Source organism: Streptomyces sp. NPDC054786 (assembly GCF_053611685.1).
The window spans coordinates 1-19,900 of record NZ_JBSHAW010000067.1; the positions used below are offsets into that span (position 1 = coordinate 1).

Annotated in this window: 22 protein-coding genes; 12 read left to right on the top strand and 10 right to left on the bottom strand. The window is 66.8% G+C overall.

Annotated features, from left to right (window positions below; translation table 11 throughout):
- The first annotated feature begins 334 nt into the window (after window positions 1-334).
- From ACWGI6_RS35840 to ACWGI6_RS35865, 6 genes are all read left to right on the top strand, one after another.
- On the top strand, window positions 335-658 hold the full coding sequence (locus ACWGI6_RS35840) for a WXG100 family type VII secretion target (RefSeq protein ID WP_453271369.1): 324 nt from the start codon (window positions 335-337) through the stop codon (window positions 656-658).
- Between the two features lie 121 nt (window positions 659-779).
- Window positions 780-1,073 carry a WXG100 family type VII secretion target gene (locus ACWGI6_RS35845; protein ID WP_453271370.1) on the top strand — a complete coding sequence of 98 codons (294 nt, stop codon included), beginning with the start codon at window positions 780-782 and terminating at the stop codon, window positions 1,071-1,073.
- Window positions 1,074-1,309: 236 nt separating this feature from the next.
- Window positions 1,310-2,590: a S8 family serine peptidase gene (locus ACWGI6_RS35850; protein ID WP_453271371.1), complete on the top strand. Its 1,281-nt coding sequence runs from the start codon at window positions 1,310-1,312 to the stop codon at window positions 2,588-2,590.
- The gene (locus ACWGI6_RS35855; RefSeq protein WP_453271372.1) at window positions 2,583-2,888 is read left to right on the top strand and encodes a hypothetical protein; all 306 of its coding nucleotides are present in this window, start codon (window positions 2,583-2,585) and stop codon (window positions 2,886-2,888) included. The genes ACWGI6_RS35850 and ACWGI6_RS35855 overlap by 8 nt, the downstream gene beginning before the upstream one ends.
- A 51-nt stretch (window positions 2,889-2,939) precedes the next feature.
- Complete coding sequence (locus ACWGI6_RS35860; RefSeq protein WP_453271373.1) at window positions 2,940-4,454, top strand: hypothetical protein; 1,515 nt, start codon at window positions 2,940-2,942, stop codon at window positions 4,452-4,454.
- A gap of 88 nt (window positions 4,455-4,542) precedes the next feature.
- Entirely contained in the window at window positions 4,543-5,895 is a 1,353-nt protein-coding gene (locus tag ACWGI6_RS35865; RefSeq protein WP_453271374.1) for a S8 family serine peptidase, read from the top strand.
- Window positions 5,896-6,045: 150 nt separating this feature from the next.
- On the opposite strand, the gene ACWGI6_RS35870 is transcribed toward ACWGI6_RS35865, so the two are convergent.
- The gene (locus tag ACWGI6_RS35870; protein ID WP_453271375.1) at window positions 6,046-6,231 is read right to left on the bottom strand and encodes a DUF397 domain-containing protein; all 186 of its coding nucleotides are present in this window, start codon (window positions 6,229-6,231) and stop codon (window positions 6,046-6,048) included.
- Window positions 6,232-6,248: 17 nt separating this feature from the next.
- On the bottom strand, window positions 6,249-7,094 hold the full coding sequence (locus ACWGI6_RS35875; protein WP_453271400.1) for a helix-turn-helix domain-containing protein: 846 nt from the start codon (window positions 7,092-7,094) through the stop codon (window positions 6,249-6,251).
- A gap of 131 nt (window positions 7,095-7,225) precedes the next feature.
- On the opposite strand from ACWGI6_RS35875, the gene ACWGI6_RS35880 reads away from it, so the two are divergent.
- A complete protein-coding gene (locus ACWGI6_RS35880; protein ID WP_453271376.1) occupies window positions 7,226-7,741 on the top strand; it encodes an ATP-binding protein in 516 nt (171 codons plus the stop codon).
- 205 nt (window positions 7,742-7,946) lie between these two features.
- On the opposite strand, the gene ACWGI6_RS35885 is transcribed toward ACWGI6_RS35880, so the two are convergent.
- Together ACWGI6_RS35885 and ACWGI6_RS35890 are read right to left on the bottom strand one after the other, a co-directional pair.
- Window positions 7,947-8,954 (bottom strand): WXG100-like domain-containing protein, encoded by a 1,008-nt coding sequence (locus tag ACWGI6_RS35885; protein WP_453271377.1) that lies wholly within the window; start codon window positions 8,952-8,954, stop codon window positions 7,947-7,949.
- A gap of 127 nt (window positions 8,955-9,081) precedes the next feature.
- The gene (locus tag ACWGI6_RS35890; RefSeq protein ID WP_453271378.1) at window positions 9,082-9,411 is read right to left on the bottom strand and encodes a WXG100 family type VII secretion target; all 330 of its coding nucleotides are present in this window, start codon (window positions 9,409-9,411) and stop codon (window positions 9,082-9,084) included.
- 349 nt (window positions 9,412-9,760) lie between these two features.
- Here ACWGI6_RS35890 and ACWGI6_RS35895 point away from each other — a divergent pair, with 349 nt between their 5' ends.
- A complete protein-coding gene (locus ACWGI6_RS35895) occupies window positions 9,761-10,111 on the top strand; it encodes a hypothetical protein (protein ID WP_453271379.1) in 351 nt (116 codons plus the stop codon).
- Window positions 10,112-10,366: 255 nt separating this feature from the next.
- Here ACWGI6_RS35895 and ACWGI6_RS35900 read toward each other — a convergent pair whose 3' ends face one another.
- The 3 genes from ACWGI6_RS35900 to ACWGI6_RS35910 form a co-directional block, all read right to left on the bottom strand.
- A complete protein-coding gene (locus tag ACWGI6_RS35900) occupies window positions 10,367-10,726 on the bottom strand; it encodes a hypothetical protein (protein WP_453271380.1) in 360 nt (119 codons plus the stop codon).
- 13 nt (window positions 10,727-10,739) lie between these two features.
- Window positions 10,740-11,816, bottom strand: a complete 1,077-nt coding sequence (locus ACWGI6_RS35905) for a WXG100-like domain-containing protein (protein ID WP_453271381.1) — start codon at window positions 11,814-11,816, stop codon at window positions 10,740-10,742.
- A gap of 83 nt (window positions 11,817-11,899) precedes the next feature.
- Window positions 11,900-12,268, bottom strand: a complete 369-nt coding sequence (locus ACWGI6_RS35910) for a WXG100 family type VII secretion target (protein WP_453271382.1) — start codon at window positions 12,266-12,268, stop codon at window positions 11,900-11,902.
- 269 nt (window positions 12,269-12,537) lie between these two features.
- On the opposite strand from ACWGI6_RS35910, the gene ACWGI6_RS35915 reads away from it, so the two are divergent.
- Together ACWGI6_RS35915 and ACWGI6_RS35920 are read left to right on the top strand one after the other, a co-directional pair.
- Entirely contained in the window at window positions 12,538-13,116 is a 579-nt protein-coding gene (locus ACWGI6_RS35915; RefSeq protein WP_453271383.1) for a hypothetical protein, read from the top strand.
- A gap of 259 nt (window positions 13,117-13,375) precedes the next feature.
- On the top strand, window positions 13,376-14,209 hold the full coding sequence (locus tag ACWGI6_RS35920; RefSeq protein WP_453271384.1) for a GIDE domain-containing protein: 834 nt from the start codon (window positions 13,376-13,378) through the stop codon (window positions 14,207-14,209).
- A gap of 232 nt (window positions 14,210-14,441) precedes the next feature.
- Here ACWGI6_RS35920 and ACWGI6_RS35925 read toward each other — a convergent pair whose 3' ends face one another.
- The 3 genes from ACWGI6_RS35925 to ACWGI6_RS35935 form a co-directional block, all read right to left on the bottom strand.
- Entirely contained in the window at window positions 14,442-15,764 is a 1,323-nt protein-coding gene (locus tag ACWGI6_RS35925; RefSeq protein WP_453271385.1) for an SUKH-4 family immunity protein, read from the bottom strand.
- Window positions 15,761-17,875, bottom strand: a complete 2,115-nt coding sequence (locus ACWGI6_RS35930) for an ATP-binding protein (protein ID WP_453271386.1) — start codon at window positions 17,873-17,875, stop codon at window positions 15,761-15,763. Before ACWGI6_RS35930 ends, ACWGI6_RS35925 begins: the two co-directional genes overlap by 4 nt.
- Before the next feature lie 390 nt (window positions 17,876-18,265).
- Window positions 18,266-18,670 carry a hypothetical protein gene (locus ACWGI6_RS35935; protein ID WP_453271387.1) on the bottom strand — a complete coding sequence of 135 codons (405 nt, stop codon included), beginning with the start codon at window positions 18,668-18,670 and terminating at the stop codon, window positions 18,266-18,268.
- A 238-nt stretch (window positions 18,671-18,908) separates the two neighbouring features.
- On the opposite strand from ACWGI6_RS35935, the gene ACWGI6_RS35940 reads away from it, so the two are divergent.
- Both ACWGI6_RS35940 and ACWGI6_RS35945 read left to right on the top strand, forming a co-directional pair.
- Window positions 18,909-19,217 carry a hypothetical protein gene (locus tag ACWGI6_RS35940; RefSeq protein ID WP_453271388.1) on the top strand — a complete coding sequence of 103 codons (309 nt, stop codon included), beginning with the start codon at window positions 18,909-18,911 and terminating at the stop codon, window positions 19,215-19,217.
- Window positions 19,214-19,888, top strand: a complete 675-nt coding sequence (locus ACWGI6_RS35945; RefSeq protein ID WP_453271389.1) for a WXG100 family type VII secretion target — start codon at window positions 19,214-19,216, stop codon at window positions 19,886-19,888. Before ACWGI6_RS35940 ends, ACWGI6_RS35945 begins: the two co-directional genes overlap by 4 nt.
- Window positions 19,889-19,900: the final 12 nt, after the last annotated feature.

The window sequence follows — 19,900 nt, forward strand, 5'->3', positions numbered from 1 at the left end:
CATCCGGAACCGTTCGCGGTCCGGATGCGGCCCCTCCGGCCGTTTCGCCTCCTGCCTATTGCCGTTAACCCCTTGCCTTTCACCATTGGTCCGCACCATCATTTAGTGGCCAAATCCACCAAATCCGTCCGCTGCGTCGTCCGAATCAGCGAACGCCTTATGGGCGAGGCGTAGTTGACAATGTTGTGATCCCGTCACAAGACCCCTCCCCCTGTTGGGAACAGGCGTATGGAGTGGGTAATGTGTCAGATGGCGTCAGCAGGAGATGCCAGCCGCGCACAGGCCTCGTCGGCACCGCGCGGACGACGTACGAGTCTCATGGGGGACGTTGACTATGGCTGGTCAGCAGTACACAACCACCGAGGAGGAGATGGTCGCGTTCAGCGGCAAGATCTCCTCGGTCAACCAGGCGATCCAGGGTGAGCTCTCGCGTCTGAACACGGTCGTCGACACCATCACGTCGGGCTGGAAGGGCCAGGCGGCCTCCTCGTACAACCAGCTGCAGTCGCAGGTGAACGAGGACGGCAACCGGATCAACCAGCTTCTTGGCGAGATCAAGGAAGCGATCGACTCGACCACCAAGAACTACTCCGCCTCCGAAGAGGAGCAGGCTCAGTCGATCTCGCACATCTCCGCCTCGGCTTCCCCGTTCGGATGATGGGGCCGCGTCGCTGACCGCGACGCAACGGCCCAGCCGCCGCAGTCCGACCAGCCGATTCCGGGCTGGTCCGCTGCGGTTAGTGAATCGACCAGGCATCATCAACTCCTGAGGAGACACCATGTCAGGCCAGATCCTCGTTAATTTTGCGACGATCCAGCAGGCAAGTTCTGACGTGCGTCAGACCGCTAACAACATCCGCCAGCAGCTCGACGACCTCGAGGCGGGCGTCAAGAAGATCGCCGCGAGCTGGGAAGGTGCCGCGCAGGAGGGCTACCAGGCCCGCCAGCGTGAGTGGGACCAGCGCGCCGCTTCTCTGCACTCGACGCTCGAGGCCATCGCCAAGGCGCTGGACACGGCCGCGCAGAACTACCAGGGCACCGAGCACAAGAACGCCGGTATCTGGGCGGGCTGACCTCGCATCACGCGAGTACGGACGGCAAACGGCTGAGCAGCCCCCGACGGCTCGCACAGTGGTGATTGAGGGCGAGCGCGCTGTACGTGCGCTCGCCCTTCTGCCGTCCGTATCCTGCCCCACCGGCAACCACACCACCACACCTCCCCCTTCTCCACCACTTCCTCACCTCCCTTCATCCAAACCCCTCGCCGCCCCAGCCACCACATCCGCCACATATGGAGAGCAGACAACCCGTGGGATCTCGCGCCATTGGTCAACGAGCCGGGCACCGTCGCCGAGCGACGGGCGCACTGGTCACGGCGGCGTGCATCGTCGGCCTGTCGAGTGCCACCGCCGCGCCGGCGGTCGCGGACGAGAACACCCCGCTGCAGAGCGGTGAGTGCAAGTTCGGCACCGACGACATCAAAGAGACCCCCTGGTCGCTCCAGCGCCTGCTGACCAACCAGATGTGGGCCAGCGGCAAGGGGAAGGGCATACGGGTCGGCGTCATCGACACCGGCGTCGACAAGGGCAACAAACAGCTCCAGGACGCCATCGAGGGCTCCGGCAAGACCTACGTCAAGGGCGGCAAGGCGACCCAGGACAAGGTCGGCCACGGCACCAAGGTCGCCGGCATCATCGCGGCCCGCCCCCGCCCGACGTCCGGCTTCTACGGCCTCGCGCCGAAGGCCAAGGTCATCCCGTACCAGCAGACCAGCGATCAGCAGACCGGTACGGCCGACAGCCTCGCCAAGGCCATCAACGACGCCGTGGCAGCCAAGGTCGACATCATCAACATCTCGCAGGGCACGGCCGCCAGCGAGAGCCGGCTGGGGAACCTCAGGATCGCGGTCAAGAAGGCCGAGACCGCCGGCACCCTGATCGTCGCCTCGGCCGGCAACAGCGGCGCCAGCGGTGCGGAGAAGAACATCTACCCCGCGGCGTTCAGCAACGAGGTCGACAACGTCCTGGCCGTCGCCGCCTCCGACCGCAACAACGAACGCGCGCCCTTCTCCCAGCCCGGGTCCTTCGTCGGCATCGCGGCCCCCGGCGTCGACATGGTCTCCACGGTCCCCGCCGGCGGCAACTGCGTCGATCAGGGCACCAGCTTCGCGTCACCGTACGCCGCCGGTGCCGCGGCCCTCCTGATCGCCAAGCACAAGGGCGACAAGGAGGCGTGGGGCCCGGCGCAGATCATCTCCCACCTGGAGCAGACCGCGGACCGCGTACGCAAGGACCGCGACAACAACATCGGTTGGGGTGTCATCAACCCGGTCGCCGCCCTCAACGACGACACGCGGCCCACCGGTCCGCCCACGCCGGACAAGGCCACCAACGCGGCCGGCGCTTCCAACATCGAGCCGGCCGTCGCCACTCTCGGAGAAACCGCCGAGGACCGGCGCGGTCGCATCGCCATCTACATTGTCGGCGGCGGACTCCTGGCCGTCGCCGCGGTCGTCGGCTCCTCGGTCGCCATCCGCGACTGGCGCCGCAAGAACGGACTGAGTACTCACGGGGAGGCCCAGCATGGGTAAGGAATATGGCGTCGATCTTGACGCGCTCGATCAACTGGTGAAGGAACTCAACCAGGTCCTGAAGGACATGGGTGGTCCGAAGGACAAGGCCAAGAACCAGACTTACTTGCCTGAGGGCGCGCTGGGGAAGGGCTTTGATGAGCGGGCCAAGATGCACCAGGCTCATAACGAGATGAAGGACTTCATCCAGCAGCAGATCGTCGACAAGATCGAGGGTTTGATCGACGATTTCGGCAAAAAGTCCAAGCAGACGAAGGACGCCTACACGGACGCCGAGCACCAAAACAAGATGAAGTGATGTTGGCAGCACACCGGTTGACCTGTAGGTGAAGGAGAAGGGGGTCCACTGATGGGTGGAGACGCGAGCAGTGCTCCCACGGGTGGCAACACGTGGGAAACGTTCACAACCAAGTTCAATGAGCACGATCTCGACGGCCTGAAGGGCATGTTGGACGGCGCCAACGTCCAGCAGGTCCGGGACGTTGCACAGCACTGGCAAGACCTTCACGACCTGCTGGTCGGGCCGGGTGAAGGTGGCGGCGGCATCCAGAAGCGGTTCGAGGACGCCGTGAAGAAGGTGCTGGAGTCCTGGCACGGTGATACGGCGGAGAAGTTCGGCAAGCGAGCTAAGGACATCAGTCAGAACTTCACCCGAGGAGCTCCCTACGCCACCCACGCCGCGCAGGTCATGGGGCAGACGGCTCAGGACCTTCAGAAGGCCGTCGACAAGGTCAAGCCGATCAGCGACGACGGCTGGAACTGGGACGACGATGTCTGGGGTGAGATGCCCTGGTCGGACCAGATCGACGACGACGATCTGAATAAGGTGCTGAAGTCAGGCGCAAGCACCGAAGGAGTCCTTGAAGCCAACAAGGACAACTTGTCGGGCCACCAGACGAAGCGGCTTGAGGCTGCTGTGGCCATGGAGAACCTCGGGACGGCGTACGTAGTCCGGGCGTCGTCTCTGAAGATGCCGGGCAAGATCGACGAAAAGATCCCCGAGCACAAGGACCCCACGAACGGTCTAGGCGCCATGCCCATGCCCATGCCTGGCATGGGGGGGCCGGGAGGGGGGCTCGGAGGTGGCGGGGGCGGCATGAAGATCCCCACGCGCGGCATGAAGTCCACCCCCACCCCCAAGATGCCCGAGACGCCCAAGATGCCGAACCAGCCGGGCATTAGTGGCGGAGTGGGTTCGATGAAGCCCCACACGCCCAATGTGACGACTGGTCTGGACGGGCTCCAGGGTGGTGGCGGCGGTGCCGGGGTCAAGATGCCCGGCGCTGGCGGCGCTGGCGGCGGTGCCGGCGTTCACATGCCCAGCGGTGGTGGCGCAGGAGGTGGTGGTCTCAGCGGCGTGCCGGGTATGCCCGGCGGTGGTATGCCCGTCCGTGGCGCGGGAGCGGGCGGCATGAAGTCCGGACCCGGTGGCGCCGGTGGTGTGAAGTCCGGAACCGGTGGCGCGGCAGGAGCAGGAGCGAAGTCCGGAACCGGCCGTGCCGGTATGCCTGGTATGGGCGGCGCGCACGGTGGTGCCGGAAAGGGCGCGGGCGGAGGACGTGCGAGCGCCAGCACCGGTGGTGCACAAGCTCGCCAGAAGGGCGGAATCGTCGGATCGTCCGGTGGCAAGGCCAGCGGTGGCGCTCAGGGCGGATCCGGGCTGCACCGCAGCCGAGGAGGAACCGCTGCCGGCAGCGGTTCGAGCGGCGGACGTCGCCCGGCAGGCATGATGGGCGGCGCTCACGGCGCCCAGGGTGCCAAGGGCGAGGGCAAGGGGAACGACGGGAACCGTCCCGATTACCTCGTGGAAGATGAGGAAACCTGGACGACGGAGCGTAATGTGGCTCCCCGGGTCATCGAGTAGGAACGGCCGGACAAGCAATCGGTAGACACGCTTGGGGCCCGCAGCTCTCAGGCTGCGGGCCCCAATTCTGTGAGGAAGGTGTAATGGCATGAGCTTCACGCGGACGCTGCGTGCGGTGAGCGGCGCGGTAGTTACGGGGGCACTGCTCTTCGGCACCGCGCCGGTTGCTTCGGCAGACCAGATCAGAAACGACCAGTGGCCGTTGAAGAACTTCGATGCTGAGTCGATCTGGAAGATTTCAACGGGTAAGGGCGTCACGGTCGCTGTCATCGACGACCCGGTGGATGGCAGCCATGCCGACCTCAAAGGCAACGTGCTCCCGGGGAAGAGCTTCATCTCCGGTGGGACGGCGGATCATGCCTACGAAGACCGAGAGCATGGCACAGCCATGGCTTCGCTCATCGCTGGGCACGGACATGGGCCTGGTGGATCCGAGGGCGTAAAGGGGTTGGCTCCAGACGCCAAGATTCTCCCGGTAGCAATCGATCTGCCGGACCCTGACTCCGTCCCGAAATTTGGGGCAACTGGATATGCGCAGGCGTTGCGCTATGCAGTCGACCAGGGTGCGAAGGTAGTGAACATGTCGTTCATTACCGGCGGCGAGCAGGCCACTCCAGAGGAACAGCAGGCCATCGATTACGCCCGCAAGCATGACGTGCTCCTAGTTGCTGGTACAGGTAACAAGGGATCAGGTACTCCTGAGGATCCGGCTGCGGCACCAGGCGTTCTCGCAGTGGGAGCAGTAAATAAGAATGGCTACGTCTGGGACGACTCAAACTACGGTTCCCATGTCAAGCTGACTGCCCCGGGTGTGTACATCAGGTCTGCCAGCCCCGTGAAGGATGTCAACGGCAAGTACCGCTTGGCCAACGGCACCTCCGACGCCACCGCTTACGCCTCAGGCGCCGCTGCCCTTCTGCGTTCCAAGTTCCCGAACCTGACTGCTGGCCAGATCGCGAACCGCCTGATCAAGACGGCCGGTATCCCGGTGGACAAGCAAGACATGAAGCTTCCGGACCCGCACTACGGCTACGGCTTCATCAAGCCTTACAGCGCTCTGACCAAGAATGTCCCCGCCGGTTCCAAGGATGGTCCGTTCCCCGCGCTGAAGGGCGGCACGTCTTCCGACCCCTCCAGTGCAGCCGGCAACAACGGCGTCAACCCGAAGATCAACAGTGACAAAGGCATGAGCACCGGCGCCATCATCGGCATTGTCGGCGGCGTGCTGGTCGTTCTCGTCATCATCCTGGTCGTGGTTGTGGTGACCAAGAAGAAGAACGGGCGTAACGGCCCGCCGCCCGGCCCCGGTGGTTTTGGTGGTGCGGGTGGGCCCGGCGGCCCCGGTGGCTTCGTGCCGAACCCGCAGGGTCCGTACCAGCAGCAGCCCAGCGCGCCCGGTTCCTACCCGCCGGCGCCGCCCACTCAGCCGCCCGGCCGGTAGGGCTCTGATGTAGGGCAAGCGGGAAAGTAGCGGAAATGTGTGGGGTCCGCAGCCTTCGGGCTGCGGACCCCAATGCGTTTGAAGGGAAGGGCGTTCGGGCGGTGCCCTCCCCCTCGCGCCTCGGAGGGCAGGCCGCCGCCGTGCCCGTTGTCAGGTTGCCTGGGCTATGGCGAAGTCGACGAATGCGGCCCAGGAAGCGGGGGATATGGTCAGCGCGGACTGGGTGAGGTCCTTCGAGTCGCGGACGTGCACGGCAGCGGCGCCAGATGCGACCTCGACGCATTCGCCGCCCGAACCAGTGCTGTAGCTGCTCTTGTGCCAGGTCAACTCGGGCATGGCCTGCGCTGTCTCCTTTATGTACATGCTTCTCCCAGCAACTTCTCGACAAAAGCCAGCGATTCGCGCGGCGTGAGCGCCTGCGCTCTGAGAATCCCGTACTGTTCCTCGATCTCACGGACCGATTTCCGGTCCGCGTGCAGGCGGCTGTCCTTGTACGCCTCCACATAGGCGATCCTCCGCCCGTCACGCGTCTCGATCAAGGTGAAGGGGCCATCCAGTCCAGGGTGCTCCTCTCGCTCGGTGGGCATCACCTGGATCTCGACGTTACGGCGTTGACCACGGAGGAGGATCTGTTCCAACTGGCCCCGCATGACTGCCCATCCACCCAAGGGTCGGCGTAGCACCGGCTCTTCGATGACGAAGCTGATGGTGGGCAGCGGCCCCCGGGCGAAGATGTCCTGGCGCTCCAGTCGTGCCGCGATCCGCTGTCCGACGGTCTCCTCGTCCAGCAGCGGCCGCCACATGGTGAACACCGCGCGTGCGTACTCCTCCGTCTGCATCAGTCCCGGCACCGCCTTCGTCGCGTACACGTGAAGCCCGACGGCCTTGGCCTCCAGTCGTGCCGCATCCCGGAAGAACGCCGGATACTGGGCCCTCGCCACCTCCTCCTTCATCTCCACGAGGACGCCGTGCGCCCCCAGCACCTCGTCCGCCTTGTCGATGAACTTGGGCGGCGGGATGCGGCGCCCCTGTTCGTACGAGGCGATGGTGGCGGGGGAGTAGCCCGTTTTCGCGCCGAACTCGGGACGTTCCATCCCCGCCCATTCCCGTAAGCGCTTGAGCTGGCGCCCGAACACCAGCAAGATCCCCGATCCGGGCTCGTACTCGGCCTGCTGGCCGTCGTCGTCCGTGCCGGTCATGTTCTCCACGTCCGCCGCCTTCCGGGGTCGTGCCCCCGCTGCGTACCCGCACTTCCCCCGTGCGTACAACGCACCGTGGTCAGCGCATTACTCCTCGCCAAAGGTATGTCGGTGACGGGAGAGTTGGGTCCATGAACAGCACAGTCGGCTCTTCCGGGGTATTTTCCCGGCCCAGTGAAACCCGCGCCGAAATCGGCGAGTTCGCGATGCGGTTCACCTCCACCCCGCGTGGTGCTCGGCTTGCTCGCCGTCTGGTGTCGCACCGTCTCGACGAGTGGGAGTTCCCCTACAACAGCGAGATCAATGAGTCCGTCACCGCCATCGCCGGCGAACTCACCGCCAACGCCGTGCAGCACGGCCACGTCCCCGGGCGGGATTTCGCGCTACGTCTGACGGTTCTCGCGGTTTCCACGGGATTCACGGCGGCGGACACTCACGACACTCTCCGCTTCCGAGTCGAGGTGTCCGATACGCGTGGGGAGAGGACGCCCAGGGCGAACTGCGGCGGTGTGCTTGCGGAGGGCGGTCGCGGACTGCTGATCGTTGGGTGCCTCGGCACCGAATGGGGCGTTGTTCCGAGGCTGGGTGGGCCGGGCAAGACCGTCTGGGCGGAGTACGACGCGGCGATGCGTGAGGCAGGGCGCTGAGAGGCGCGGAAGCCCAAGAGGCCGAAGGGGGAAGGGGAAAGGGGCCAGGAAGTCGGTGCGTGCGCAGTCGGTGTGTGTGCGGGAGTCGGTGGGCCAAGTCAGCGTGAATTGGCGGGAGTTGGCCGACGGCACGCGGGGGGCAAAGCGACAGGGCCGCTGCACCCCCACCCGGTGGTGAGGTCGCAGCGGCCCTGTGGGAGCTGGCTTAGCCGAAGACGTCCTGGACGCTGCCCTTTACGTGTTCCTTGGCGGCGTCCGTGGCGCCTTGGTGGCGGGTGGCGGCGCCGCCGGTGCGCGCGTCGGCGTGCCGTTGGGCGGCGTTCAGGCCGCGATCGGTGAGGTCGTCCCTGGCGTGGTCGACGTAGGTCTTGGGGTCGGTGAGGTCGCTGGCGCCTTCCTTGATGCCGTCGACGTATTCACCGGCCTTCTTCTTGCCGATGTCGGCGGTTTCACCCCAGTTGATGCCGTCGCGTTCGCCGAAGTGGGATTCGATGCCCTGCTCCGCGACGTTCTGCGCCATTTCGGTGCCGGCTTCCTTGGCCTTCTCCTTGGCCGCGTCGACAACCTTTTCCTTGACGGTGTCCTTGATCGTGTCCTTGACCGTCTTCTTGGCGTAGTCCCTCGCCAGCTTGCGGGCTTCCTTGGACACGGCCTTCTTCGCCATCTTCTTGATGGCGTCCATGGTGGCGTGCTCCATGGCCTTGGTGGCCGCCTGCATGACCTCGCGCTTGATCTTGTCGAGGATCTGACGGACGATCAGGCGGGTCGCCTGCGTAGCGCCGGCGGCGCCGAGTTCGGAAAGGCCCAGAGTGAAGGGCGCGGCGGCCTGCGCGGCGATGATCTCGGCGGCCAGCATGACGAGTTGGACGATGACCGCGATCTTGCCGGCGAGAACGGCGATGGCGGCCGCGTCGAAGGCGAGGGCGATCACCTCGGCCGCGGCGGCCGCGTCCCGAAGGTAGTTGTCGCCGCTGTCCCCGCCGCCGGAGAAGGAACCCCACTCGTTGGTGAAGCCCTCGACCGCTTCGCCGGTGTTGGCGGAGGTGACTTCATTGGCTGCCGAAGAGCCCGAGGAGGAGGCTTGGTTGACCGACTCGGCGAAGTTGCGCCAAGTCTGGGCGCATTCCAGGAGCTTGTCCTCGTCGGCGTCCGGCCAGTTGTAGCCGAGGAGGTCCAGGACCCAGGCTACCTCGCTTGGCAGCGTCAATGACACAGTGATCGTCCCCCGTGCAGTGCAGTTGTAGCCGATTGCTGAGTGCAATGGTGAGAGTGGGAATTGGAGTGAAGAGGGTGGAGCGATGCTCAGGTCCTCGCTCCGGGACCATGGGCGGTGGATCGGGTCAGATGACCGGGCGGCCGACCGCACTGATGGTGTGGATGCCCTGCTCGTCGGACTCGGTGTACGAGGTGGCCATGTGCTGGAGCTTGTCGCCGATGCCTTCGAGACGTTCGCCCAGGGAGTCCATGGACTTGAACATTCCGTCCTTGATGGGCGTGTAGATCGTTTCGAAGATGTCGCCGAAGTCGCAGTTCTCCCAGGGGCTGCCGAGACCTTCGAGGTCGTCCTGCAGCTTCTTGGATGCCTTGGAGAAATCCATGCCGATGTGCACGAACGCGGTGCCTTGCGTGCGCAGGGCATCCGGATCTACGTCAAATGCGTTGCCTGCCACGATTGCCCCCGTTTTCCAGTGTGTCAACGCTGATTCCTGGCGCGATTCTAACCATCCCAGATTAGGCGATCTGAACACAGGCATGTCAAGTGGAGATGTGGCGGCTCGGTGTGATTCGCGGCTATTCAAGGCGGTGGAATTTGTGGTGAGTTGGGCCGACTCGGTGTGAGTGAATATTTGGTGAATCTCGGAGCCGGGTCGGACCTCGTGTGCGCGCTAAAGGGATGTTCAAGTATTGGTGCGTGAACGGTCAATTATGCGGGGGACAGGTCCGTTGCGCGAGCGGCTGGAGTCAGGGCCCGGCGGCCACTGCGCACGGGCGATCATCCTTCCCGTAGCATTTCCGCTCATGGATGACGCACCCGAGACCGGTATAGACGACGCGCCAGAGACCGGTGGGGAGGATGCTCCCGAGTCCGAAGAGTCCCTCCTCGGCAGCCGGGTGGGACTGTCGCCTCGTCAGGCGCGACGCATACGCATCGTCCTGGCCTCGGTTCTGATGGCCGCGATGGCCGTGGTGCTTGTGGTGCGCCTGGCGTCCCGTACGTCGGTGCTGGTGGTCGGGGTCTACGGCGCCGCGCTCGTGCTCTGCGGCATTGTGATCGAACTCAGCCGGAACGGGCGTACCCGGTTGGGCACCTGGCTGCTGGGCGTCGGCTTGGCGGCGGCACTCGCGGCGGACTGGCTGCTGTTGCCCTGAGGGCTGCCAGGCCGCCGCCCGCTTGTGGGCATCCCGCGTGAGCCGACGGGCGCACGTACACCCCGTCCGTGGACGTGACGGTCGGCCCTGTCGGCGGTAGGTGCGGCGGCGCCACCCCCTGCGCCATCCAGCTTTTACGGGCCTACCTGAAGGTCCCGCATCCGAATGACAGGATGCGGGACCTTCAGGTAGAGCAAAGCCCCTCGTCGAGAAGGCCGTTGAACCGTTCAGTCAGGCGGAACCCGCCGACGTGGATCAGCGCCTAGGGGCGCGGCGGCCGTCGAGGTCTCCGCGCGGAGCATCTTCGTCAGAATCCCGCTCCCGGACCACCTGGCGCTCCCGCGGAGACATCGACCGCCACTGATCCCTGAGCGGCGAAAGCCCTGCACCCAGCGCGCGCTGTCCCGCCGGGTCGTCCAAGACATCCTTGAGCTGAAGCCGACCGCTGAGCATCTTCTGCGCCAACTCCTTCAGCGCCGAAGGGGCGTTGGGGTTGTCGCGCACCGCGCGCAGGGACTTGGTGAGGTGCTCGTTCTGTTCCTCGGTGAGGTCCTTCTCCTCGATGGGGTAGTCACTCTCACCGAGAGCGCCGGAATTGCTGTTGCTGTTACGCATCGTGGGGTTCCTGTCAGCCGAAGGTGTTACGGGCCCGGTTGGCCTCGTCCCGGCCGCTGGGGGTGGTGGGGGGCGCGGGGGGCGTGGGCGGGGTCGGAGCGGGGTCAGGCGTGGGCCGGGTGGGAGCCGGGCCCCCTCCGCCTGAAGGGCTCGGCGCCGTCGGTTCCTCCTCGTCCGGCTCCGGCCGCTTCTTTGTGCCGAATTCGTAGGTGTCCCTGACGCCCTTAACGGCTTCCTCGTGCCCTTCCCATACCTTTTTGGCACCGCCGGAAAAATCGCCTCCCGCCATCATCCCGAGCCCTTGGCTCTCGTGATAGGCGCCCTCGGCGACCTTAAATGCACCACCTGTCTTGAAGTCGTACCCGCCGTTCTCACCCGGCTTGATTTGGCCCGCGATCGGCTTCAGTGTCGGGTTGACCGCCGCTACCCCCAGGCCCGTAAAGTCGATGCCGTCCTGTTGGCCTGTGACGTTTTTGATTAGCTGCTTTTCGGCCTCTTTTCTGACCGACTTTGCCGTTGCTTTCAAGAGTTCGTCGAAGATCTCTCCGGCTCTCTTGACCACCTTCTGCTCCAAGGCCTCTACGACCTTGGCGGATATCTTCTCCGCCCCTTCCGTCAGGATCCGCCGGACGATCGTCCTGGCCAGCACGACCCGGGCGGCAAAGGTGGCCTCGGAGGTGCCGAGGCTGACCACAGCCGTCGCTTGGGCGATTGCGAACTCGATGGCAAGCTCGATGAGTTGAGCGATGATGGCGATCTTTATCACCAGGATGGCCATTGCGCAGAAATCGAGCAGGAATGCCAGTACCTCGGCCGCACCTGACAGTGCGTCCAAGTAGCCGACAGCGAGGAGTCCGTCATCGGCGAATTTGCCCCAGGCTTCCCCGAAGGCGTCGATGGCTTCACCGGAGTTGGAACTGCGCACGTTGTTCGCGGTGGACGTTCCGTCGCTCTTGCACTGGTCGCAGGCTTGACCGAAGGTGCGCCAGGCCTCCGCCGCCTCCGACATCTTGTCCTCGTCGAGATTGGGCCAGTCGAAGCCCAGCAGATCCAAGAGCCAATCGAGCTCGACGGGCAACACGATCGACATGGCGAACTCCCCCTAGAAGCATAGGTGTTGTTGATTTCGCTGAAATTCAGCCGAAACGAGCCGGAAAGAGGATGGGAAGGGGGTTAGGAGTGCCCCTCGGGCGCAACCCGCTTGAGGGTGGCGATCTGCTCCTGTTCAGCAGCCTGGTAGTCATTGGCGATCTTGTTGAGATTGACCCCGAGCTCGCCGAGCTTCTTCTGGAGAACGGGCAGAACCAACCGAATGTCCCTACTTACCTCGGTGTAGGCCGTGAGGATCGGTTTGATGAGTTTTTCCGTGTCGCTCCCCCAGCCTGCTTCACACTCGCTGACCTTGCTGTCGAACTTTTCGCCGGCAGAGCCGAAGTCGGAGGAGATGCGGGCGAACCTTTTGCCTTGCTCCTTGAGGGTGTCCGCATCGATGCTGTACCCGGAACCTGCCATGGAGTCCCCCTGTTGCTGGCTGCGCGTCACGTAGGTTCGATAAGCCTACCGGTGTACGGTGGTCGCCGCCGTGCTGGGGAACAGACGACACACCGTCTCCACAGCCCACCCCTCCCGCCTGGCGCGCGGCTTCGGTACCGCACATCGGCCGCATGCTCGGAACGCTGCCGTGAAAGGTCCCCACTGTGTCGTACCCGCCTCAGTCTCCTCAGGCGCCTCCCTCTCGCCAGCTGAAGTCGACGCCCAGAACTCCGCTCCGTGAGCGCAGCGGGCTGGGCCTCCTCTTCATCATCGGCTTCTTGGGGGCCACTCCCTGGTTCGCTTTCCAGGCGGTGAACGCCGGTGGCTTCATCGGTGAGCATGGCGTGTTCACAGTACGGAGCTGTAAGCAGGTCTTCACCGACACCACCCAATACGGCTCCCACGGCGACGCAACCGATAAGAGGAAGAAGGCGGGTTGTGACGGCACGTTCCGTTCCGACGACGGCAAGACCGTGGACAACGGCGCACACGTCTCCTTCGCTACCGATGACGTCGGCAACGGCGACACATTCGTCTCCCACCTCCTCGGAGACGACGCTCGGGGTACCAAGGCCTCCGTGCAGCACCGTGGCTCCGGCTCCGTCTTCGGCAGTGGATACACACCGGCCAACCTCCATAAGGTCAGCTACTCGACCTGGCTGGCCTTCTTCGGGTTTGCCTTGCTCGGTCTCGGCATCTTCTGTTGGGGCGCGAACTGGCCTCGGAGCAACGGTCCCTCGCTCGGTGACGCCTGGCGGCATTCGCTGGGCTCGGGAACCCGCGCCCTCATCATCGGCTTGCTGGCAGTGAGCATCGTGGGTGGCGTTTCCGCCCAGTTGCTCATCCTCTTCTCCTGAGCTGTGTACGGGGCTGACACATACACTTCGCGCCGCCCCCTTGACCTCCCGTCCCAGGAACAACAGGAGCCACCATCGCGAATTGGTGGGAATGGGCCGTCGTAGTGCTCGCTCTGTCGGCCCTGGCGGTTCTTTCCTCGCTCGCCGTGGCGGTTCTCGTCAGGTAGGAGCGCCAGTTGTTCAGGGACTTCTACGAGCTCTTCCGCAGGTTCCGCGAGCTGTACCGCTGACGTACGACATCGACAGAAGGGGAGAAGGTATGAGCCAGGTGCTTGCGTTCCTGGGGTTGTTCTTTTTGGGGCTGGGAGTGGCGTGCGTCTTCCAGGTGCTGGGCGCGAGGAAGCGCATCCACGCCATGGTGACCACCGAACCGGTGTCGTCTCGCGAACTGCGCGATCTGCATCGGGCGGGGCTGGGTGCGGTCGGAGCCGGTGCGTTCCGGCGTCATGTCGAGGTGGCAGGAACTGCCCGTCCCCACCCCAGCGGTCCATTGACATCCCAGCTGGGACAGACGGAGTGCGTGTGGTTCCGTACCAGGATCACGCGCAAGTACGAGATCCGGAGAAAGGCTTCGAGTTCTGACGAATACAGCGGCGACCACGTCACTCGCAAGAGCGAGGTGGTCTCCGATGTCATCAGTGCCTCCCCCTTCCTCTTGCAGGACGCATCCGGCTCCCTCGTCGTACTCCCCGCGCAGCGCATCGTCGACCACGCGCCCAAGACCGTTGACCACTTCGAGGCCTACCAGGTCAATCAGTCCGGCCAGCCTGGTCGCAACAACCGGCATGGTGCCCGAGATGTACTCAATTTCCTTGACCCCTCGACCGAACACACCCTCGGCCACCAGCAGGAGGAGTGGGTCGTCCGGGCAGACGCGCAGTTCTACGTACGCGGCGAGGCCCGTGACGACGAGCGTGGCGAACTGGCCATTGGGGCCCCTGCGGACGGCAGTCCGTTCCTCATGGCCGCCAAGTCCCAGCAGGACCTCATGGTCGTCGAGCGGAACAAGAAGGGCGTCTTCGAAGTCATGGCTGTGGGTGCCTGTGTGCTCGGCCTGCTGGCGCTCGGCGGCTGCTGGCTGCTCAACGGCTGACAGATGACCGCCGGCGATGGAGGCTGATGACCGACCGCTGCCCCCTACGCCCGCGGTCGACGGCCAACGGGCAGCGGTGGAGACCCGCAATCAGGACCAGCCCCAGTCCACAACCGGCTGCAAAAGCGGGTCGCCGACGGCGCGTGGGAGCGGGTCTCCACCGCCCTGCTCGCTCAGGGGTCAGGGGTGCGTTCCACGCCCTCGCGGACACGCCCACCCCCACCCCACTCCCTCAGAACAACCCGTGCCACATCTGCTCGATCACCAGCGACCACCAGTTGCCGGCGTCATCCAGTGCCCACGCGTCGATCGCCGCGATCTGCTCCTGGAAGCCGGCCACGGCGGTGCCCGCCTCGACCGGGTCCATGCCCGCCATCTCCTGGCGCGTGGTGACCAGCAGGGCGAGCGAGCGCAGGTACGCGGACAGGGTGCGGTTGACGAAGCGGCCGCCGCCTGAGGAGGGCTGGACGGCCCAAATGGTGCCGACCAGGCCCTGGTTGTCCTCAGGGGCGGTGCACTGGACGGCGAGGGTGTAGAGGCCGTCCGTGCCGAGGCGGACGTAGCCGGCGAGGGTCTCCAGGGTCCGGTCCTGGGCCTGGGTGCCGATCTCGCGCAGATGGGTCGCCACGTCCGTGAACATCCCGCCGGGGGGCGGGGTGTCGGGGCGGTCCGCGGTGAAGAAGTACGGCACCGCGAGCGGGAGTCCGGCCCGGACCAGGGTGTTCTTGGTGGCCTCGGGGAGTTGGTTCGCGGCGAGGTCGTCGGCGTCCGGGCGGCGTACGCCCTCGGGCCCGAAGACCTCCACCAGGTGCTTGCCGAGCGCCACATCGCGCAGCTGCGGCGCGGCCTCGACCCGCTCCGGCAGCGGCAGCCGGTACGGCCGCGGCGGCGCCTGCTGGCCCGCCATCTGATGCATCATCTCGACGTGCCGCAGCAGCCCGGCGATGCCCTCGGCGCGCTCCTCGGGGCGCATGCCGTAGCCCTCGGTGCAGGAGAAGCTGGCGTTCGGGAACGTGCGGAGGACGAAGTCGCCCGGGTAGCCGCCGGGCAGCAGCGCCGGCCGCAGATCGGTGTGGACCGCGCGGACGTCCGCGGCGTTCACGCCGAGGCGCCGCAACTCGTCGTAGAGCTGGAACTCGACGGGCGGCTGCCCCGGTGCCGAGACCTTGACGAGGCTGGTCTCCTCGCCGGTCGTCGGGTCGTCGTAGGTCGCGACGGCAGTGTTTCCAGGGCCGGTGACCGGCTGCCGGGCGGGCTTTTCGTCTTCCGCGCTGCCGTTCTTCTGCCGGTACATCCGCACGACCTCGTCGACCGGTACGGACGGCCAGACCGTCAGCTCACCTGACTCCCGGTCGACGACACCGCACGCGGTGCCGATCTCGGCGGGCGGGCGCCGCTGACCGGTCTCCGGGTCGACCTCCGCGGGGGGCGGTACGGCCCACACCACCCAGCCGAGGTCGAACTCCTGCATGGCCACCTCGCGCGGCGGGCCCTGATGCCCTTCCGGGTTGAGCCAGCGGGCGGCGGTGGCGTGTGCCTGCGCCTGGGTGATCACGAGTGGTCTCCTTCGAGGCCGTGGGAAGCGTCGGCGTCAGTGGTGCGGGTGCGCTGGGCCGGCACGGTGGGGGTGGCGGGAGCGGCCGCGAGGATCTGTCGGGCGGTCACCCCGCGCTCGGTGGCGACGACGAGCACACCGTCCGGCGAGAGATCGGCGCCGGTGATCGGGGCGTCGGACACCAGCGCGGCCACCACCTCCTGGGTTGCGCGGGCCCAGACCCGCAGATAGTCGGCGCCGCGGCTGAAGCCGAAGGGCGCCGTGGCCCGCGTCTCGTCCGAGGGTTGGACCACCCGCGACGGGTCGGCGTCGAGGTACTCGGGGGCCAGCAGATCGTGCAGGAGGAGCGCCGGGCCGGCACCCCCGGGCGCCTCGCCCTCCGGGGCGCCGCCGGGCAGCGCACGGGAGCCGGGGGTGCCCTCGGGGACGAGGAAGGCGGCGATGGGGCGGGGTGCGCTGCCGGCGTCCGCCGAGGCTTCTGCGCCCTCGGCCGGCGCGCCGGCTTCGCCGTCCGGGGACAGTGTGCCGGTCGTCACCGCGCGGACGCCGGCCAGCGGCACGCTCCACAGCGTCCGCCACGGCAGGGTGAAGCCGAGCGTGTGCAGCGCCTGCGCCCACGGCGCCAGCCCGTCCTCGACGAACGCGGTCTCCAGGAACGCCGCCCGCATATCGGCCGGCGCCAGGGAGCGGGTGAGCAGCGGAGCGGTACGCAAGTACGTACGGGCCGGCGCGCCCAACTGCTCCAGCGGTACTGCCTCGATGGCGGTGCGCAGCGTCACCGGGTCGGCGTGCGCGAAAAGGCCCGGGTCGGTGAGGAGTTGGGGGAGCAGACCGGCGTCGAGGGTGTGCGCCGGGAGGTGGTCGCGGATGTACGGATCGGCGCGGGACCAGTCCTGCTGGGGCACCGCCTCCAGCAGCGCCATGGCGATCTTGGTCTGGGCGTCGCGGACGTCCGGCAGACCGGAGCGGATCTCCTCGGCGATGCCGGGGTGGATCAGGCGCAGCAGCGTGCGGCCGTCCTGGCCCTCACCCTCGCCCTCATCCTCGACCTTGTCCTCGCCCTCGTCCTGGGGCGTGACCGGCTGGATGAAGGGGGCCGCCAGCAGCATGCCTTCGGCGAGGTCCTGGGACATGTCCCGGCCGGCGACGGCGTTCGCCAGCGGCCCCAACAGCTGAACGGGCAGCCCCTCGCCCTCGGCGAAGGCGAGCGGCGCCAGTATCAGCCGCAGGGTCTGCGGATCGGCGCCCAGCCGGCGGGCGTGCAGATCGAGCGCCTCACCGACGCTGCTCGGCAGCAGGGCGGGGTCCGCCGGATCGAAGCCCTCGGGCTGCATGAGCAGCGACTGCACGGCGAGTTGGACGGTCAGCCGGTTGCCGGTGGCCCGCTCGGCCATCGCCCCGGCGAGCGCCCGGCGGGCGGACGGGTCGGTGGTGTACGGGAGTTCCGGCGCACCGACGGCGAGGTTGAGCGCGGTCTCGGCTTGCAGTACCAGGCCCTCGGGGTCGGCCCACTCGGGTGCGTCGAGATCGATGATCTGTGCCTGGCCGGCCGGCAGCGCCCCGGCCAGCTCCGCGGCCAGTTCCCGCGGCACATCGGCGATCAGCTGCACCGTGGGGGTGGCGGCGAGCGGCTCGAGCACGTCCCGCACGAGGCGGGCCGGTTCCTGCGCGGCACGTACCGGGCCGGCCTGATCGACGTCCGGCACCACGATGGACACCGGCTCTTCACGAGCGGCGAGTTCGGTGAAGATGTCTTCACTGCGCTCCGCGCTCAGGCCGAAGTGATCGGCGAGAAGCCACAGCAGCTGTGCCGAGGTGAGCCCCGTGGGGTTCGGTACCGCGGGCACCGGGAGGTCCGGGGGCACGGTGGCCGGGTCCAGGTCGTCCAGCGGCAGCTGCTTGCGGTAGTCCGGATCGCACATCATCAGGAAGCCGGTGATCAGGCGTGAGCGTCCGCTGCCCGGGTTTCCGGTGACCACGATGACGCGCGGTGCGCCGGGCCATCGCATACGCCAGGCCGCGAGTGCGCGAAGCGCGGCGGTGCGGCCGCCGACGTACGGATGCGGTGCGTAGCCGGCCGATGCGGCGTTTCCTTCGTCTGAGGTGCTCATGGCTTCCTCGTCCCCCATCAATCCCGCCCTCCACCTTCGTGGATTCCTGCGTGTACCAGCTCGATTCTATGATCCGGGCCGGGCACGCGGGACCGCGCGGCGGCTGTGCCGGAACTGGAACACGCAGGCCGGGGCGTGTGTGTGGGGGGTCGCACCGGTGGTTTGCGAGGCGGGAGTGGTGTTCGTTGTGGTTGTGGCCCGTTGCAGCCCGTTGTGGAGAAAACGGGATCGCTGTGTGCTGGAAAGGAAGCAGATCTCCCCGAATTCTCCGTGGGGGGCGATCTGCTTTCTTCCGTATCGGCGCTATGAACTCTTTGAACTGATTTCCTTCGGCGACCGGGAGTGGTTGCGCGGCCAAAAGCCGCGCAAGGGCCGGCAGACAGCCGGAGGTCAGCCCCGGTGGCTGCGCCCGCCGCGCCGCGAGGAGCCGGTGACGATGTTGCTCGACGGACCGTCGCGCTCGGCGCGCTCCTCGTCCTCCTTCGCCTCCTGCTCGCGCTGCCAGGTGGCGAACTTCTCGCGCGACTCCTCGCGCTCGGCCATCGTCTGGTCCTCCGCGGCCCGGCGGATCTCGCCGAGCCGGTCGCCGATGGCGTCCATGTAGCCCGGCGTCTGGATGGCGTCCTTCATGCCGATGCGGCCGGAGAGCACCTCCTTGGCCATCTCCTGGAGCTTGCCGCCGACGTTGGGGTTGTCCGCCAGGACCTTCAGTGCCTTACGCAGCCGGTGCGCCTGCTCCGGATCCTGGGCGACGTCCATCAGGTCCTCGTCCTGGATCTGCCGCTCGTTGCTCATCCTTGCCCCCTTGAACGTAATGGCACAGCAACCGCATGTGCTGCACCGGCGTCCTGAGTCTAATGACGGGTGTGAACGGGGCGTCAAGGCGGGGGTTGTCGGTATTGCCGTGAATTGCTCCGTATGCATTCCGCGGTCCGCCCGCCGGTGGCTCGGCAGTGGGCTTCCGGCCTATTGCGGGTGTGCTAGACCTGGGGCGATGTTGGCAGGTAGCTGCCATTCAATTCGGGGAGAAATGATGTCCGACGAAGTCCGGCTCAGTACGGAGGAGTTGCACAAGCTCGGTGCGACCTTCGAGATACGCGCGGAAGAACTGAGCCGGCAGCTGGCCGCATTCAGACGGCGGGCGGATGCCGAAGCCCTGCGGGACGGATTCGGCAGCGACGAGGCGGCCCGGCCCTTCCGTGAGCTGTACGAACAGGCCGAGCACGCCCTCGTCCAACTGCAGGAGCGGCTCGCCGAGGTCGGCAGCGGTATCAAGGAGACCGTCGCCAATACGCAGGCGGCCGAGGGCGAGCTTGTCGAGATGATGCGGAGCGTCAAGTGAGCGAGCGACGCAACCCCGAGGCGCTGCACGGAGCGGCGTCCGGCTGGCGGGAGATGGGCAAGCACCTCGACGGCATGGTCCGTGACCTGGACCGGCCTGTCGGCACCGCCGCGGCGGCCAATTGGCACGGTCCGGCCGGCGAGGCGTTCGCCGCGGAGTGGCACCGCCTCAAGCGGTCCGTGGACGACTCGCTGCCGGCCTTCGAACTGGCGGCGGCGGACCTGGACAACGCGGCCGCCGCGCACCAGGACGACAAGGACAGCCAGGACCACGGCGCTCCACCGGTGAACAACTCCGCCGGCAACGGGCAGTCGTCGTCCGGCCCCGAGGCCGCATACGGCTTCATGGCGCTCGGCCAGCTCGCCAACGGCCTGGGCGGCGCGTTCGGCAGGCGCGGCGGCAAGGGTGGCGGCCAGAGCCAGGGGCCGGTCGTACGGCACCAGTGGGACACCTCCACGGCCGCGCACGGGCCCGACCCGTTCGGACCGGCCAAGGACGGCGAGGCCAAGACGCGCGGCGGCGAGGGCGTCGCCAAGGGCATACGGACCCAGCCGGCCGATCCGGAGCCGGCGGCGGGCGATGTGCGGGACCCGAAGGCCAAGCCGGAGAAGGAGAAGAAGGGCACGGGGGCCACCACCCCCGACACCGACCAGCACGGCGCCTTCGGCTGACCGGAGCCCTCG